General features: G+C 68.2%; 18 protein-coding genes and 1 pseudogene. 15 read left to right on the forward strand and 4 right to left on the reverse strand.

Annotation, left to right across the window (positions count from 1 at the left end; all coding sequences use genetic code 11):
• Positions 1-71: 71 nt before the first annotated feature.
• From AAG742_RS00615 to eno, 6 genes are all read left to right on the forward strand, one after another.
• Positions 72-578, forward strand: a complete 507-nt coding sequence (locus AAG742_RS00615; protein WP_002854163.1) for a universal stress protein — start codon at positions 72-74, stop codon at positions 576-578.
• 5 nt (positions 579-583) lie between these two features.
• Positions 584-1,321: a 2,3-diphosphoglycerate-dependent phosphoglycerate mutase gene (locus tag AAG742_RS00620; protein ID WP_063718739.1), complete on the forward strand. Its 738-nt coding sequence runs from the start codon at positions 584-586 to the stop codon at positions 1,319-1,321.
• A complete protein-coding gene (locus AAG742_RS00625; protein ID WP_002854165.1) occupies positions 1,318-1,821 on the forward strand; it encodes a CrcB family protein in 504 nt (167 codons plus the stop codon). Before AAG742_RS00620 ends, AAG742_RS00625 begins: the two co-directional genes overlap by 4 nt.
• Complete coding sequence (locus AAG742_RS00630) at positions 1,818-2,189, forward strand: CrcB family protein (RefSeq protein ID WP_002854166.1); 372 nt, start codon at positions 1,818-1,820, stop codon at positions 2,187-2,189. The genes AAG742_RS00625 and AAG742_RS00630 overlap by 4 nt, the downstream gene beginning before the upstream one ends.
• Before the next feature lie 47 nt (positions 2,190-2,236).
• Entirely contained in the window at positions 2,237-2,722 is a 486-nt protein-coding gene (locus AAG742_RS00635) for an inorganic diphosphatase (RefSeq protein ID WP_002854167.1), read from the forward strand.
• Between the two features lie 142 nt (positions 2,723-2,864).
• Entirely contained in the window at positions 2,865-4,199 is a 1,335-nt protein-coding gene (eno, locus tag AAG742_RS00640; protein WP_002854168.1) for a phosphopyruvate hydratase, read from the forward strand.
• Here the strand turns inward: eno and AAG742_RS00645 are convergent.
• Entirely contained in the window at positions 4,184-5,110 is a 927-nt protein-coding gene (locus AAG742_RS00645; protein ID WP_002854169.1) for a LysR family transcriptional regulator, read from the reverse strand. The two genes, eno and AAG742_RS00645, sit on opposite strands and share 16 nt — an antisense overlap.
• A gap of 70 nt (positions 5,111-5,180) precedes the next feature.
• Between AAG742_RS00645 and AAG742_RS00650 the strand changes: the two genes are divergently transcribed.
• From AAG742_RS00650 to AAG742_RS00690, 9 genes and pseudogenes are all read left to right on the forward strand, one after another.
• A complete protein-coding gene (locus AAG742_RS00650; protein WP_002854171.1) occupies positions 5,181-6,338 on the forward strand; it encodes a TDT family transporter in 1,158 nt (385 codons plus the stop codon).
• Positions 6,335-6,919 carry a uracil-DNA glycosylase family protein gene (locus AAG742_RS00655; protein WP_002854173.1) on the forward strand — a complete coding sequence of 195 codons (585 nt, stop codon included), beginning with the start codon at positions 6,335-6,337 and terminating at the stop codon, positions 6,917-6,919. The genes AAG742_RS00650 and AAG742_RS00655 overlap by 4 nt, the downstream gene beginning before the upstream one ends.
• A 140-nt stretch (positions 6,920-7,059) precedes the next feature.
• A complete protein-coding gene (locus AAG742_RS00660; RefSeq protein ID WP_002857200.1) occupies positions 7,060-7,662 on the forward strand; it encodes a recombinase family protein in 603 nt (200 codons plus the stop codon).
• Between the two features lie 6 nt (positions 7,663-7,668).
• A complete protein-coding gene (locus AAG742_RS00665; RefSeq protein ID WP_002857201.1) occupies positions 7,669-9,063 on the forward strand; it encodes a Mu transposase C-terminal domain-containing protein in 1,395 nt (464 codons plus the stop codon).
• Positions 9,060-9,872 (forward strand): AAA family ATPase, encoded by an 813-nt coding sequence (locus AAG742_RS00670; RefSeq protein ID WP_002857202.1) that lies wholly within the window; start codon positions 9,060-9,062, stop codon positions 9,870-9,872. Before AAG742_RS00665 ends, AAG742_RS00670 begins: the two co-directional genes overlap by 4 nt.
• Before the next feature lie 191 nt (positions 9,873-10,063).
• Positions 10,064-10,594, forward strand: a complete 531-nt coding sequence (locus AAG742_RS00675; protein ID WP_002857203.1) for a TetR family transcriptional regulator — start codon at positions 10,064-10,066, stop codon at positions 10,592-10,594.
• Positions 10,591-10,935 carry an SMR family transporter gene (locus AAG742_RS00680; RefSeq protein WP_031943843.1) on the forward strand — a complete coding sequence of 115 codons (345 nt, stop codon included), beginning with the start codon at positions 10,591-10,593 and terminating at the stop codon, positions 10,933-10,935. Before AAG742_RS00675 ends, AAG742_RS00680 begins: the two co-directional genes overlap by 4 nt.
• On the forward strand, positions 10,935-11,264 hold the full coding sequence (locus tag AAG742_RS00685; RefSeq protein ID WP_020628217.1) for an SMR family transporter: 330 nt from the start codon (positions 10,935-10,937) through the stop codon (positions 11,262-11,264). The genes AAG742_RS00680 and AAG742_RS00685 overlap by 1 nt, the downstream gene beginning before the upstream one ends.
• A gap of 577 nt (positions 11,265-11,841) precedes the next feature.
• A pseudogene (locus AAG742_RS00690) lies at positions 11,842-12,456 on the forward strand (AAA family ATPase); the annotation flags it as partial.
• 175 nt (positions 12,457-12,631) lie between these two features.
• Here the strand turns inward: AAG742_RS00690 and AAG742_RS00695 are convergent.
• From AAG742_RS00695 to AAG742_RS00705, 3 genes are all read right to left on the reverse strand, one after another.
• The gene (locus tag AAG742_RS00695; RefSeq protein ID WP_049147408.1) at positions 12,632-13,303 is read right to left on the reverse strand and encodes a metal-dependent transcriptional regulator; all 672 of its coding nucleotides are present in this window, start codon (positions 13,301-13,303) and stop codon (positions 12,632-12,634) included.
• Positions 13,304-13,328: 25 nt separating this feature from the next.
• Positions 13,329-14,564, reverse strand: coding sequence for an Nramp family divalent metal transporter (locus tag AAG742_RS00700; protein WP_104318904.1), 1,236 nt, complete (start codon positions 14,562-14,564; stop codon positions 13,329-13,331).
• A 109-nt stretch (positions 14,565-14,673) separates the two neighbouring features.
• Entirely contained in the window at positions 14,674-15,030 is a 357-nt protein-coding gene (locus AAG742_RS00705) for an Lsr2 family protein (RefSeq protein ID WP_104318905.1), read from the reverse strand.
• Positions 15,031-15,111: the final 81 nt, after the last annotated feature.

Genomic DNA, 15,111 nt, shown 5'->3' on the forward strand with positions numbered 1-15,111 from the left:
CTCGACACTCGTCGACAACAGTCCCTATCTCAGCTGGTTGCGCTTCTGTGCGCCTGAGGTAGGGAGATGTCATGGTCGAGTCGAACACTGCCGGTGTTGTCGTGGTCGGTGTGCAGTCCGGGCAGGGGCACGACGTCGTCGGTGTCGCGGCTGCCGTCGCTGAACGCTTCAGCGCCCGCCTGGTGTGTGTGGTCGTCGATCCGGCGCTGCTGTCAGCGGGGGTGCGTGCGGACGGGTCGGAGATCATCGAACCGATCGACCCGGACACGGCGGACAGCGACCCGCAGCAGCTCCCCGACGAAGACATGCGGGTCATCAGAGATCTTGCTGCGGCGCGATCGGTCGACGTGGACTTCGTCTCCCGCGTCGGGGACCCGAGTCACGCACTCGCTGCGGTGGCTGAGGAACGTGACGCGGTGATGATCGTCGTCGGATCCCAGGCTGGCCGACGCCGGATAGCGGAACTGCTCACCGGGTCCGTCGCCGCGCACCTGACGCATCAGCAGCACCGGCCGATACTGGTCGTCCCGCACGACCCGGTCGGCGCCACCGTCCTCCTCCCGTCGGAAGCCCCGTGACGGGCATGCTGACGCTCCTGCGGCATGGGGAGAGCACCGCGAACGAAGCCGGCACCTTCACCGGGCTCCTCGACGTCCCGCTCACGCACCGCGGCGAACGGCAAGCATCCGCAGCCGGACAGCTCCTCCGGTCGAACCACATCACGCCGGACGTCGTGGTCACCTCCACATTGCGCCGTGCCGTCCGCACCGCCGAACTGGTCTGCGACGCCCTCGGGACACAGCTGCCCACGGAAGCGGTGTGGCAGCTCAACGAACGCAACTACGGTGCCCTGACCGGGATGACGAAGACCGACGCCCGTCGGATGCTCGGTGACGACGAGTACGTGCGGCTCCGCAGGTCCCGTACCGGCACACCGCCACCGATGTCGCTGCACCTGTGGGAGGAACTGCGGTCGAGCTCCGCGCTGCGCGGCCTGCCCGACGGCGCCCTCCGACGCACCGAGGCACTCTCGGACGTCATCAAGCGGGTCCGCCCCGTCTTGCACGACCGGCTCCTGCCGATGGTGCGGTCAGGGCGGAGCGTCCTCGTCGTCGCGCACGGGAACTCGCTCCGCGCACTCTGCGCATGCATCGACGACCTCACCGACCCGGAGCTCGAGCAGCTCAACCTGCCGACCGGGCAACCCGTGCAGTACCACCTCGCCCCGACGGGTGCTCTCGTCCCGCGGGGTGGGGCGTTCCTGGATCCGGTAGCAGCACAGCACGCCGCGGCGCTGGTCGCGGCAGAAGGCGGAACATGACCACCCGAACGGACACCCCGATGCCCGACGACCAGCTCCCTCCCGACCCGGACGTCGACGTCTCCGACCCGGCAACGACCATGCGGCCGGTGCATCTGCGGTGGCGGTACGTCGGCCTCGTCGCCGTCGGTGGGGCCGGCGGTACTGCCCTCCGCGACGTCATCAGTAGCGTGCTCCCTGCCGATGGCGGGGTGAGTTGGTCGATCTTCTGGATCAACATCACCGGGGCGCTGGCCCTCGGTGTGCTGTTGGAAGCGCTCGCGCACCGTGGGCCCGATGCCGGTCGCCGGAGGGTGCTGCGGCTGCTCCTCGGGACAGGGGTCCTCGGCGGGTTCACCACCTACAGCACCCTCGCCGAGTCCACCGCCGCCCTGTTCCTCGACGGCCACGGCCTCGCTGGCACCGGCTACGCGCTCCTCACTGTCCTATCCGGCGCGATCGCGACCGCCTGCGGTCTCGTCGTCGCCGGCTGGTTCCGTCCCCGAACGGAGGAAGCATGAACGCCGCCCTCATCGTCGTCGTCGCCCTCGGTGGCGGTGCCGGCGCTGCCGGTCGGTTCCTCCTCGACGGGCTGATCAACACCGGCCGGGAGTTCCGGCTCCCCGTCGGCACGCTGACGATCAACATCACCGGGTCGCTGCTGCTGGGGATCATCGTCGGCGCCGCCACGCACCTCGGCGCGGTGCCGGTCGCGGTCCTCGGCACCGGGGTGATGGGCGGCTACACCACGTTCAGCACCGCCAGCTTCGAAACCGTCCGCCTCGCCCGCAGCGGACGGATCACCGCCGCCGCGATCAACGGTCTCGGAATGCTCGTCGTCTCCGTCGCCGCCGCGACCGCCGGCATCCTCCTCGGCGGCACCCTGTGACCACCCCACTCACTGACCACCCACCCGCTCCAGCACCGGAGGTACCCATGCTGTTCGACGTCACGATCGAGATTCCCCGCGGCAGCGGCAACAAGTACGAGGTCGACCACACCACCGGCCGGATCCGGCTCGACCGGGCGGTGTTCACCAGCATGGTGTTCCCCCAGGACTACGGCTCCATCGACAACACCCTCGGCGATGACGGCGACCCCCTCGACGCCCTGGTGCTCCTGCCCCGTCCCACGTTCCCCGGCGTCGTCATCACGGTCCGGCCGGTCGGGATGCTGCGCATGGTCGACGAGAACGGCGGCGACGACAAGATCCTCACCGTTCCCGCTGGCGACGACCGCTTCGCGCAGCTGCGGGACATCACCGATGTGCCGGAACACACGCTGGCGGAGATCGAGCACTTCTTCGCCCACTACAAGGAGATCGAGCACGGCAAGCACGTCACCACCAACGGGTGGGCCGACCGTGCTGCTGCCGAAGCCGTCATCCGCACCGCACAGAACGCCCACACCCGACACCCGTGACCCACGGGTCCACAGACTGCCGCGGGGAGGCACTGGCGCTGAGTGATCGCCAGCAGGTCGTCCCTCCGCCTCCCCGCGGCTTCCCCTTCCAACCACAGACCAGCTCGACGCATGACCCGAACCGAACCGAAGGAGCGTCACCATGAACGACTACATCAGCGGCATCCACCACCACGGAGCCCATCAGGGTGAGTACGTCACCCACCACGACCACCCCGTCACCATCGACGCCGTCCACGGCGCCCGCATCCTCGACTCCCGCGGCTACCCGACCGTCCGCGTGTCCCTCGAGCTCGACGACGGCCGCACCGTCACCGGGGACGCCCCCGCGGGCGCATCCACCGGCGCCCACGAAGCCGTCGAGCTCCGCGACGGCGGTTCCGCGTTCGGCGGCCGCGACGTCACCCAGGCGCTCCACCTGATCGACACCGACATCTCAGGGCTCCTCACCGGCCGGTCGTGGTCGGCGATCGGGCAGATCGACGCCGCCCTTGCCGAACTCGACGGCACCACCGGGTACCGCCGGCTCGGCGCGAACAGCGTTGTCGCCACCTCGATCGCCGCATCCAGGGCCCTCGCCCATGCCGCGGACCTCCCGCTCTGGCAGTGGATCGCTGAGATCACCGGCTCGACGCCGCGGATGCCGGTCCCGCACTTCAACGTCCTCAACGGCGGCGCGCACGCAGCGAACGAGCTGGACTTCCAGGAGTTCATGATCGCTCCCGTCAACGCAGGCTCGATGGCAGACGCCGTCCGAATCGGCGCAGACGTGTACCACGCTCTCGCGGCGCTGGTTCGGGACCGGTTCGGCAGCCTCGGCCTCGGCGACGAGGGCGGTTTCGCACCGTCGATCGCTGCGCCCGAGGAAGCGCTCGACCTGCTCGTCGACGCGATCCGTACCGCCGGCTACGAGCCGGGCGTCGATCAGGTGGCGATCGCGCTCGATCCGGCCGCGAACGAGTTCTCCCAGGGCGACGGCTCCTACCGGGTGCTCAACGACAGCCTCGACCGGGACGGGCTGGTCGACTACTACCGGCACCTCATCGACACGTATCCGATCCGGAGCATCGAAGACGCGTTCGCGGAAGACGACCATGAGGGGTTCCGCCGCATGCAAGCGGCGCTCGGCGACCGGATCCAGATCGTCGGCGACGACCTCTACGTCACCGACCCACAGCGGATCCGCGACGGCGGCGAGCAGCAGCTGACGAACGCGGCACTGATCAAGCCGAACCAGATCGGGACCGTCTCCCAGACCCTCGGCGCGATCGCCACCGCCAAGAGCATCGGGATGGCCAGCATGGTCTCCCACCGTTCTGGGGAGACCACGGACACGTTCATCGCGGACCTCGTTGTCGGGACCGGCACCGGGCAGATCAAGTCCGGCGCACCCGGCCGCGGGGAACGCGTCGCGAAGTACAACCGGCTCACCGAGATCGCCGAGCAGCACCCGGAGCTGCCCTACGGACTGATCTGACCACCGGTACTCGAGCTGCGAGCAGTGTCCAGGAACGCCGTCACAGCGGGCCCCGGGCGGCCTGACCAGATCGCTCGCAGCGGCCGGATCAGTGGCGGGCCGAGCAGTAGCGCCCGGACGAGGGCACCGTCTTCGAGGTCAGTGTCGACGGTGCGGAGACTCATCACCGCGGGCGCGATGCCCGCTCGAGCGTTGGCGCGGATGATGCCAGTCGTTTCCAGCACTGCAGCCGGCGGGACCAGGGTCAGACCCGCGTCGTCGAGCCACGCTTCGACCGTGGAGCGGGTGCCGGACCCTTCCTCACGGAGCAGCAGGGGTGTCTCCGCGAGGTCATCCGAGGTGATGGCCGAAGCGCTTGCCCAAGGATGGTGCGGGGCGACGACGACCACGAGTTCGTCCTCATCGACCACCAACGATGAGAGGCCAATCGGCGCAGCAGGAGTCTCCGTGAACCCGACGTCGGCAGCGCCGGAACGGACGAGGTCGGTCACGTCGGCGGAGTTCCCCGCGATCAAACGCACCGACGCATCCGGCGTGGCAGCACGGTGGGTGAGCAGCCATCCGGGCAGCAGGAGTTCGGCGATCGTCTGCGACGCTGCGATCACGAGGGATCCCGCCGGTTCCCGCAGCGCGGCGACGCCTGCTTCAAGCCGCCGGGAGGCCTCCAACACCGGGACGGCGAGACCGAGCACCACCCGGCCGGCGTCGGTCAGCGCGGTCCCGGATGCCGTCCGGTGCGCCAGCGGCTGACCGGTCGCCTGCTCCGCGGCACGCAAGCGCGCAGACACCGCCTGCTGTGTCACCCCCAACACCTCGGCCGCGCGGGTCAACGACCCGGTCTCCGCGACGCGGACGAGGACCTCGAGGGTGTCGAGGTCCAGGATCCGGTCCGTCAACCGCCGCAGTGCCACAAGCAACCATTGTGCCCTGCCAACGAGTCCGCCGTTCCCGAACCACGGGGCACACGCGCACGATGGGTGCATGTCCGCTCACCTCGCCCACGCACCCGCAGCCTCTGAGCACGGTGTGCGCGACCGGCGGCTGTTCCGGGAGCTGGAGCGGCCCGGCCTGATCGTGTCGAACCTGACCCCGAACTGGTTCGCGTCGATCATGGGGACCGGGATCGTCGCCGTCGCGGCCGCGTCGTTACCGCTGCAGTTCCCCGGTCTGCGCACGGCGGCGACGGTCGTCTGGGCGATCGCGGCGGTCCTGCTCGTCGCCCTCACCATCGCGACGGTCCTGCACTGGGTCCGCTACCGGAGCACCGCAGCGAAGCACCACCTCAACCCGGTGATTTCCCACTTCTACGGCGCACCGCCCATGGCGTTCCTCACCGTCGGCGCCGGCACGATCCTCCTCGGCAAGGACTGGATCGGCCTCCCCGCCGCCGTCACCGTCGACTGGGTCCTCTGGACCATCGGCACCATCGGCGGCCTGCTCACCGCGGTCCTGGTGCCGTACCTGGCGTTCACCCGCCACGAGAACACGCCCGAATCCGCGTTCGGCGGCTGGCTGATGCCGATCGTCCCGCCGATGGTGTCCGCCTCGACCGGTGCGCTCCTCCTGCCGTATGCCCCCGCCGGGCAGGCACGGGAGACCCTGCTGTGGTCCTGCTACGGCTTCTTCGGCCTCAGCCTCATCACGTCCCTGGTCGTCATTACGCTGATCTGGAACCGTCTCGCGCAACACAAGGTCGGTGCCGCCGGTATGGTGCCGACCCTGTGGATCGTCCTCGGACCGGTCGGACAGTCCATCACCGCGGTAAACCTCCTCGCATCGAACGCCCCCGCCGTCGTCGACGCGTCGACCGCCCACGCACTGCTGGTCGTGGCGCTGGTGTACGGGTTCGCGATGCTCGGCTTCGCGCTGCTGTGGACCGTCATCGCCCTCGCCATCACCATCCGCACCGCCCGCGAACACCTGCTGTTCAGCCTGACCTGGTGGTCATTCACGTTCCCCGTCGGCACCTGCGTCACCGGCCTGAACGGCCTGGCCCTGCACTCCGGACTCACCGTCGTCGCCGTCCTCGCAGTCGTCTACTACGTGGGCCTCGTCGCCGCGTGGATCACCGTTGCCGTCCGCACCTTCCACGGCTCCGTCATCCGCGGCACACTCCTCGCACCACCACAGCCGGCATGAGCACCCCCGACGAACTCGCGGACGAGGTCGCGGACGTTCGATCCCTGAACGCCCTCGCCGAGGCATGGCGCACCGCACCCGACGGTTCACGGCGGTTCGTCCCGAACTTCGACCCGAGATCCGGCGGCACATCCAGCCGCGTCCTGGTCCTCATGCAGTCGCCCGGCCCCCAGACGATCGCCGCAGCGCACACGGCGATCTGCAGCGAGGACAACCCGGGCCCGACCGCGGCCGCGTTCCGCGCAGCCCGCATCGAGTCCGGACTCGCACGCAACGACTACCTCCGCTGGAACCTCATCCCGTGGGAGATTCTCGGCCGCGTCCGACCTGTGGACATCGACGAGGGGCGACACGCCCTCGAAACTCTGCTCAAGGTGCTCCCCGTGCTCGATGCCATCGTCACGTACGGTACCGCCGCCCTCAACGGAGTCATGCGGCACCTCACCCTGGACGAGCACCCCCGACTCGTACCCGTCATCGCGGCACCACACCCCTCTCCGGCCAACGGCCGCCATCGCGCGGAACAACAACGACGTTCCGTCCAAGCGCTCCGGCTCGCGGCGCTGACTCACCGGCTGTAGCAAATACGAACGACTCCGCTACAACTGCCCGTGCCGACGGTTCGGCAGCGTGTGAGGCGGCGTGTCTTGTAACGGAACCCAATCCCGGAATCTACGTGCCGCCACTACCCCTCCTGGTCGAGTTTCGCTACGTTCTCTCCATGGGTCACCTCCTCGGGTACGCGCGCGTGTCCACCACCGACCAGGACGCGTCGCTACAGATCGACGCGCTGGGCGCCGCCGGCTGCTACCGCGTGTTCGTCGACACCATGTCCGGGTCGCTGCAACACCGGCCCGAGCTCGACAAGCTCCTCGACCAGCTCCGCCCCGGCGACACTCTCGTCGTCTGGCGACTCGACCGGCTCGGTCGATCCATCCGGCACCTCATCGACCAGCTGCACGCACTCGCCGAACGCGGCATCGGGTTCCGGTCGCTGCAGGAGACCATTGACACCACCTCACCCGGTGGCCGGCTTGTGTTCCACGTCTTCGCTGCGCTGGCGGAGTTCGAACGGGACCTCATCAAGGAACGCACCAACGCCGGCCTCGCCGCCGCCCGAGCCCGCGGCAGAACCGGCGGCCGACCATCTCGGCTCTCCGCGGACCAGGTGCGCACCGCACGCCGGCTCTACGAACAGCAGGACATGACCGTCGCGCAGATCGGCGATGTCCTCGGCGTCAGCCGCACCACCATCTACCGGACGCTCGCGAAGCACGCCGAACCCGTCGCCCGCCGACGCGCAAAGCCCTCACCGACGATGTAGCCGGTCATGGACGCGAGCGAGCGGTGGCGAATCCTTCGACTGCACGTCGAGGACGCAATCCCGCTTGCCACTCTGGCCCGCAGCACGGGCGTCACCGAGCGCACCCTGCAACGCTGGCTCGCCCGCTACCGGACAGGCGGATACGCCGCCCTCGCCGACGACGCTCGCGCCGACCATGGCGTCCGACGCACAGCACCGGAACTCGTCCGCCTGGTCGAAGGGCTTGCGCTCACCAAGCCGCGGCCGTCGATCGCCACCATTCACCGTCAGGTTGGCGTCCACTGCGCTGAACGGGGACTGCCGTCGCCGTCGTACTCCGCCGTGCGGTCGATCGTGAACGGGCTCGATCCCGGAATGGTGACGCTCGCACTCGAGGGGCCAGCGTCATACCGTGACAAACACGAGCTGCTGCTCCGACGTCGCGCGGACCGCCCGAACGCGATCTGGCAGGCGGACCACACGATGCTTGACCTGCTCATCGTCGGGCCCAACGGCAAGCCCGCACGGCCGTGGTTGACGGTGATCCTCGACGACTACTCCCGCGCGATCTGCGGGTACATGGTGTTCCTCGGTGCCCCGTCAGCGGCGAACACCGCGCTCGCGCTGCGCCAAGCGATCTGGCACAAGCCGGAACCGGACTGGCCCGTCTGCGGGATCCCGGACGTGCTCTACACGGACCACGGGTCCGACTTCACCAGCCATCGTCTCGGCGACACCGCCGCTGTGCTGCACCTCCGCATCATCCACTCGCAGGTCGCCCGGCCCCAGGGGCGCGGGAAGATCGAGCGGTTCTTCGGCACGATCAACACCGAACTGCTCCCAACGCTCCCCGGCCATTTCGCAGCCGGATCCTCGGCGCCGACGCCGGCGCTGGATCTCGGCGGCGTCGACAGTGCCATCAGCACGTTCATCCGCAGCTACAACGCCCGCACCCACCGCGAGCTCCGGACGAGCCCACTGCACGCGTGGATTGCAGACGGGTGGCTGCCACGGCTCCCGGAGTCCCTTGAACAGCTCGACGGGTTCCTGCTCACCGTCCCCACGACGCGGGTCGTGCAGCGCGATGGCATCCACTTCGAGGGCCTCCGCTACACCGCGGCCACTCTCGCGCCGTTCGTCGGTAGCACCGTGAGTGTCCGGTACGACCCACGCGACGTCACCGAGATCCGCGTCTTCCACCGCGACGTGTTCCTCTGCACCGCGATCAGCACCGAGCACCAGACCGAGACGATCAGCCTCAAGCAGATCCAAGCCGCCAGGAACGCTCACCGCCGGGCTTTACGCGGGCAGATCCACGAACGCATCGCGATCGTCAATCCCAAACTCGACGACACCACCACACCGGCAGCCGTCGAGACGGATCGGCCGCGACTGAAGACCTACGAGGAGGACCGGTCATGACGAGCCAGTTCATCGTCACCAAGGAGCACCGCCGGTTCGCAGAGTTTGCCGACGCGGTCCGGAAGCAGAACACCATCGGCGTCTGCTTCGGGCCCGCCGGCGTCGGCAAGACCCTCTCAGCGCGCCGCTACGCGCACTGGGACAGCATCGGCCCGTTCATCGCCAGGTGGGCCGCACGCAGTGAAGACGACACCAAGATCTATGCCGCGGCCCACCGCGCCCGGACCGTCTTCTACACGCCCGAGGTCTCCGCGACGATGCGCGCCCTGCAAGAGGACCTCCGGCACGACATGATCCGCACCGAACGCTGCATCGAGGAACACCTCGTCCTCCACGGCGGCCACGTCGACCACGCGCACGGCCCCAACCCGTCACTGCTCGAGCTGATCATCATCGATGAGTCCGAACGCCTCACCGGCAACGCCATCGAGTGGCTCCGCGACCAGTACGACCGAACAGGCATCGCGATGATCCTGATCGGCATGCCCGGCATCGAGAAGCAGTTCACTCACTACCCACAGCTCTACAGCCGACTCGGGTTCGCCCACCAGTACCGCCCCCTCGGCCACGACGAGCTGCTGTTCGTCCTCGAACGTCAATGGCGCAAGCTCGGCAAGACCCTCGACCCCGACGACTTCACTGACGCGCAAGCCATCGCCGCCGTCGAACGCATCACCCGCGGCAACTTCCGTCTCCTCGAACGTCTCCTCCCACAGATTCAACGTGTCCTGAAGATCAACGAGCTCGACGTCATCACCAACGACGTCGTCGAAGCCGCCCGCAGCACCCTCGTCATCGGCACCACCTAACCCGACACGGAACGCAGCGAAAACCGCGACACAGAGCGAAGCTGCTCACACGGGACACTCGGCGCCGCGGATTTTCGCGGCGCTCGGCGTCGTATCTGTGTGTGCCGGTAAGCGATCCCCTTACGGGACGCCTGCTACCCATAGCGCTATGTCACTTGACCGACCAAACGTTTGGTCGGTACTCTCGGGGCATGGCAAAGACGACCGAGCAGCTGCTCGATGATGCGATCGCCGTGCTGCGGCGCGGTGGCGTGGTGACGATCGATTCCGTCGCCTCCGAAGCAGGCATGAGTAAGGCGGGGGTGGTGCATCACTTCTCCTCGAAGGAGGCGCTGATGGTCGGCGTCGTCAATCGGGTGATGGACCTCTGGGAGGGACAGCTCGCCGCGACGATCGGGGAGGTCACCGATCCGGTCGAGCGGCTGCGCGCGTATGTGGACTTCGAGGTGCTCTCCGATTTCGACGGGGGCGATCTCGCGCTGCTCGCGGATGTGAAGCTGCGCGACACTCTCGCCGCCCAGTGGCGGGAGCGCCTGCGGCCCTGGTTCGGGGAGGACGCACCCGGCGACGCTGGCCAGAAAGCCGCGTTGCAGTCGGCGCGTCTGATCGCTGACGGCGCCTGGACCGACCAGGCGCTCGGACTTCTGAGCATGACCGGTGAGCAGCGTGCACTCGTGCGCGGCATCGCCCAACGACTGATCGATGAAGGAGTACAGAAATGAAGTGGGTGTTCCTCGCCGGGGCGATCGCGCTCGAGGTGACAGGCTCCCTGTCACTGAAAGCTGCCGTCGACGCCCCCGGATTCTTCGCGCTCGTCGCGGTCGGCTACATCGGAGCGTTCACGCTCCTGGCCGGCGCGCTCAAGCAGGGCATGCCCCTCGGCGTCGGGTACGGCATCTGGGGAGCCGCCGGAGTGGCCCTGACCGCGATCCTCTCCGCAGTCATCTTCGGAGAGCCGCTGACCGCGCTGATGACCCTCGGCATCGCCGTCGTCATCGGCGGGGTCCTGTGCGTCGAGCTCGGCTCGCAGGCCGCGACGAAGAAGCGTGAAGGGACCGTCTGATGGCCTACCTGTTCCTCATCATCGCGATCATCTTCGAGGTCGCCGGCGCCCTCTCGCTGCGCATGGCGACCTCCGGCTCCAAGAAGAAGGGCCTGTGGCTGCTCGCCGTCCTCGGCGGCTACGGCATCGCGTTCTTCGGCATCACCATGGCCCTCGTGGAGGGCCTGGCCCTCGGAGTCGCCTACGGCATCTGGGCCGCGTCCGGTGTCGCGCTCACCGCGGTCCTCAGCCGCATCCTCTTCAAGGAACCGCTGACCAAGGTGATGGCGGCCGGTATCGGCCTGATCATCGTCGGGGTGCTCATGATCGAGCTCGGAGCCGCGCACTGACCCCCGCGCCGGTGGCCGCCGATCCATCTCAGGCGCGATCCGCGGCCGCCGGCGCCTCAGAGCCTGCGGCGGCACGATGTCCAGACGACGCGCCCCGTCTCTCTAGCCAGTTCCGCCTCGCAGCTACGCTCACCTCATGACCCGGATGAGCGTGCTCGAGGCCTGGACCTGGATCAACGAGTACGGCAGCGCGATCGGCGCCGTCGCCGGCGTTGTCGCCGCGCTCGTCGCGATCATCGCGCTCATCTCCGCCGCCCTGGACAGCAAAGCCCGATCCCAGCCGATGATCGCCGCCGAGTTCCGCCCCGCGGTCGATAGCGACTCCTCCATCGACTTCATCATCACCAACCTCGGACCGACCCCCGCGCGAGACATCACCGTCACCTTTAATCCGCCCATAGTCATCCCCGACGACTCCGACCGGCTCCTCGCGCCCTACCTCGTCAAGCGCTACGAACGCCCCATCCCGGTTCTTAACCCGGGCCAGATTCTCTCGAACACCTGGTGGGCCGGCCGCGCCGGCACCGGGAACGAGCTCACAAACCACGAACCGACGCCCGACGAGGTGAACGTCACCAAGATCTATGCCGCGGCCCACCGCGCCCGGACCGTCTTCTACACGCCCGAGGTCTCCGCGACGATGCGCGCCCTGCAAGAGGACCTCCAGCACGACATGATCCGCACCGAACGCTGCATCGAGGAACACCTCGTCCTCCACGGCGGCCACGTCGACCACGCGCACGGCCCCAACCCGTCACTGCTCGAGCTGATCATCATCGATGAGTCCGAACGCCTCACCGGCAACGCCATCGAGTGGCTCCGCGACCAGTACGACCGAACAGGCATCGCGATGATCCTGATCGGCATGCCCGGCATCGAGAAGCAGTTCACTCACTACCCACAGCTCTACAGCCGACTCGGGTTCGCCCACCAGTACCGCCCCCTCGGCCACGACGAGCTGCTGTTCGTCCTCGAACGTCAATGGCGCAAGCTCGGCAAGACCCTCGACCCCGACGACTTCACTGACGCGCAAGCCATCGCCGCCGTCGAACGCATCACCCGCGGCAACTTCCGTCTCCTCGAACGTCTCCTCCCACAGATTCAACGTGTCCTGAAGATCAACGAGCTCGACGTCATCACCAACGACGTCGTCGAAGCCGCCCGCAGCACCCTCGTCATCGGCACCACCTAACCCGACACGGAACGCAGCGAAAACCGCGACACAGAGCGAAGCTGCTCACACCGAACTGAACCCACTCTGACGTGATCCTCTCGTGGGGGCGGGGGGCGTGTAAAGGGGTATACCCCCTTGGACAGCCTGCTTCTCGACGGGGGCGGCACCGATGCGCAATGAAGGTGAGGACGATTCATCCTCGAGTCGCGCTCGGCACCAGCCAGATGGCAGCCGCATCCGTCTCGATGAGTTCCACGGGCCCGACTGCGACCACGCGCAGTCGGGAGTGGCCCGCCTCGGTCACCTCGACGACAGTGCCGGGAACGAGTCCGGCCTGCTGGAAGCGGACCAGACGCTGCGGGTCGGCGTCGGAGATGCGTAGGACCCGGTAGAACCCCGGCTCGGCCACGTCCAGGCGGACCGCGTGGGCTGGCTGTGCCCGCTGCCCTTCGGGAGTGGGAATGGGGTCGCCGTGGGGATCGCGCGTGGGGCGGCCCAGCATCTGGTCGATCCGCTCGATCAGCTCGTCGGAGGCGGCGTGCTCGAGTCGTTCGGCTTCCGCGTGGACTTCGTCCCAGGAGTAGCCCAGGGTCGCGGCGAGGAAGCTTTCCAGCAGCCGGTGTCGGCGCACCATCGCGATCGCGTGCTCGCGTCCCTTCCCGGTGAGGGTCACGGGCTTGTAGGGCTGGTACTCGACCAGGCCCTGAGCTGCCAGGCGCTTGACCGTCTCGGTGACGTTGGGCGCGGTGGTGCCCATTCGTGCGGCCAGGCTATTCGTGCTCAGCGGCGCGTCTCCCCACTCCGTGGCAGACCAGATTGCCTTGAGGTAGTCCTGGGCCACCGGAGTGATCTCGTCAAGGCTCATGGCCTGCACGATAGCGGGGCCTCCTTCACTCCTGCCCGGTCAACGTCAGCCACAGCAGCACGGCGTTCAGGGCCACGATCAGAGCCACGACCACCCATGCCGCCGTCTGCAGGGGCGCGGAGTTCACGTGTCGGCCCATCACGGCCCGGGCGCCGGTCAGGCGGACTAGGGGGATCATGGCGAAGGGGATGCCGACACTGAGCAGCACCTGGGAGAGGACGAGCGCCCAGGTGGGATCCACCCCGGAGGCGATGACCAACAGCGCGGGGATCAGCGTGAGCACCCGTCGCACCATCTGAGGGATGCGCCAGTGCAGCAGCCCGCCCATGATCTCCGACCCCGCATAGGAGCCCACCGCGGTGGAGGCCAGCCCGGAGGCCAGCAGGCCGACGCCGAAAAGGACACCCACCGTGGGGCCCAGCGCGGCCGTAATCGCCGCATGGGCACCTTCGATGCTGTCCGTCCCGGAGACCCCGGAGAGGTTGGCCGCCGCCAGCAACAGCATCGCGATGTTCACCGACCCTGCCACCAGAAGGGACAGTCCCACATCCCACCGGGTGGCCCGCAGCAGCCCGCCAAGCGTGGCCGGATTGGTGTGGGCTCCCTGGTGGCGGTCGCGCGCCAGAGCTGAGTGCACATAGATCGCGTGGGGCATCACTGTGGCCCCCAACATGCCGGCCGCCAAGAGCACGGTCTGGGTTCCCTCGAACCGGGGGGCCATGCCCGCCACGGCCTCACCCCAGGAGATGGGCCCGTAGAACAGCCCCGAGACGAACCCGAGGGTGATCACGGCCAGCAGGCCCACGACGACGAACTCGAAGGGCCGCTGCCCGCGCCGGGACTGCACACCCAGCAGGATCATCGAGACCACCCCGACGATCACCCCGCCGGCCAGCAGGGGGATGCCGAAGAGGATGTGCAGAGCGATGGCCCCTCCGATCACCTCGGCCAGATCCGTGGCGGCGGCCACGATCTCCGCCTGCACCCAGTACGCCAGACGCCGCCCGCGCGGCATCCGGTGTCCCAGCAGCTCGGGCAGCGAGCGGCCGGTGACGAGCCCGAGCTTCGCTGAGAGGTACTGCACAAGCATGGCCATCAGGTTCGCTGCGACCAGCACCCAGACCAGCAGATATCCGTACTGGGCCCCGGCCGTCAGGTTCGCCGCGACATTGCCGGGGTCCACATAGGCCACCGCCGCCACGAAGGCTGGTCCCAACAGCCGCACTCCCTGACGACTTGGCCGATCCGATCCGACGGCCATCCGGAGCTCGCGTGACGATGCAGGCATAAGATTTAATATAGCTGAACTCTTGGGGCGCCGGCCCTACGCTCACACAGGACGCGGACCGGCGTCCAAGCGAGTTGCGGGCTCAACCCTTCTTGCCGCGGTTGCGGTAGGCGTCCATGACCTCGACCGGGATGCGTCCGCGGTCCTTGACGTCGAACCCGTTCTCCACGGCCCACAGCCGCACGGTAGAGGCATCCACGCCGGAACCCGAGGAACGGCGAGCCGGGGTCCGCCCGGTGGACGCGGCGCGGCCGGCCGGCCGGGCGACGTCGGTGAACTTCTTCAGCCGGTCCTGGAACTCGGCCATGATCGCGTCCAGCTCGGCCCGGTGCTCCTTGGACAGGTCGATCTCGTAATCACGCCCCGCCACGGAGAAACGCACCGCCTCAGCAGGGGTCGAGCCGTCGAAGTCATCGGCCACGGTGGAGATGATCGCCATTGTCTTTCCTTTCACGAAATGGATTCTTTCCTGATGAACGTATTCCCTTATAAAGTGGACGTCAAATTCCACCCCACCCCC

This window comes from Micrococcus sp. 2A (assembly GCF_039519235.1).
Taxonomy (GTDB): Bacteria; Actinomycetota; Actinomycetes; order Actinomycetales; family Micrococcaceae; genus Micrococcus.

Excerpts from the sequence above, each read along its gene's own strand:
- AAG742_RS00615 (WP_002854163.1), top strand. The coding sequence starts at position 72 with ATGGTCGAGTCGAACACTGCCGGTGTTGTCGTGGTCGGTGTGCAGTCC.
- AAG742_RS00620 (WP_063718739.1), top strand. The coding sequence starts at position 584 with ATGCTGACGCTCCTGCGGCATGGGGAGAGCACCGCGAACGAAGCCGGC.
- AAG742_RS00625 (WP_002854165.1), top strand. The coding sequence starts at position 1,318 with ATGACCACCCGAACGGACACCCCGATGCCCGACGACCAGCTCCCTCCC.
- AAG742_RS00630 (WP_002854166.1), top strand. The coding sequence starts at position 1,818 with ATGAACGCCGCCCTCATCGTCGTCGTCGCCCTCGGTGGCGGTGCCGGC.
- AAG742_RS00635 (WP_002854167.1), top strand. The coding sequence starts at position 2,237 with ATGCTGTTCGACGTCACGATCGAGATTCCCCGCGGCAGCGGCAACAAG.
- eno (WP_002854168.1), top strand. The coding sequence starts at position 2,865 with ATGAACGACTACATCAGCGGCATCCACCACCACGGAGCCCATCAGGGT.
- AAG742_RS00650 (WP_002854171.1), top strand. The coding sequence starts at position 5,181 with ATGTCCGCTCACCTCGCCCACGCACCCGCAGCCTCTGAGCACGGTGTG.
- AAG742_RS00655 (WP_002854173.1), top strand. The coding sequence starts at position 6,335 with ATGAGCACCCCCGACGAACTCGCGGACGAGGTCGCGGACGTTCGATCC.
- AAG742_RS00660 (WP_002857200.1), top strand. The coding sequence starts at position 7,060 with ATGGGTCACCTCCTCGGGTACGCGCGCGTGTCCACCACCGACCAGGAC.
- AAG742_RS00665 (WP_002857201.1), top strand. The coding sequence starts at position 7,669 with ATGGACGCGAGCGAGCGGTGGCGAATCCTTCGACTGCACGTCGAGGAC.
- AAG742_RS00670 (WP_002857202.1), top strand. The coding sequence starts at position 9,060 with ATGACGAGCCAGTTCATCGTCACCAAGGAGCACCGCCGGTTCGCAGAG.
- AAG742_RS00675 (WP_002857203.1), top strand. The coding sequence starts at position 10,064 with ATGGCAAAGACGACCGAGCAGCTGCTCGATGATGCGATCGCCGTGCTG.
- AAG742_RS00680 (WP_031943843.1), top strand. The coding sequence starts at position 10,591 with ATGAAGTGGGTGTTCCTCGCCGGGGCGATCGCGCTCGAGGTGACAGGC.
- AAG742_RS00685 (WP_020628217.1), top strand. The coding sequence starts at position 10,935 with ATGGCCTACCTGTTCCTCATCATCGCGATCATCTTCGAGGTCGCCGGC.
- AAG742_RS00695 (WP_049147408.1), bottom strand. The coding sequence starts at position 13,303 with ATGAGCCTTGACGAGATCACTCCGGTGGCCCAGGACTACCTCAAGGCA.
- AAG742_RS00700 (WP_104318904.1), bottom strand. The coding sequence starts at position 14,564 with ATGGCCGTCGGATCGGATCGGCCAAGTCGTCAGGGAGTGCGGCTGTTG.
- AAG742_RS00705 (WP_104318905.1), bottom strand. The coding sequence starts at position 15,030 with ATGGCGATCATCTCCACCGTGGCCGATGACTTCGACGGCTCGACCCCT.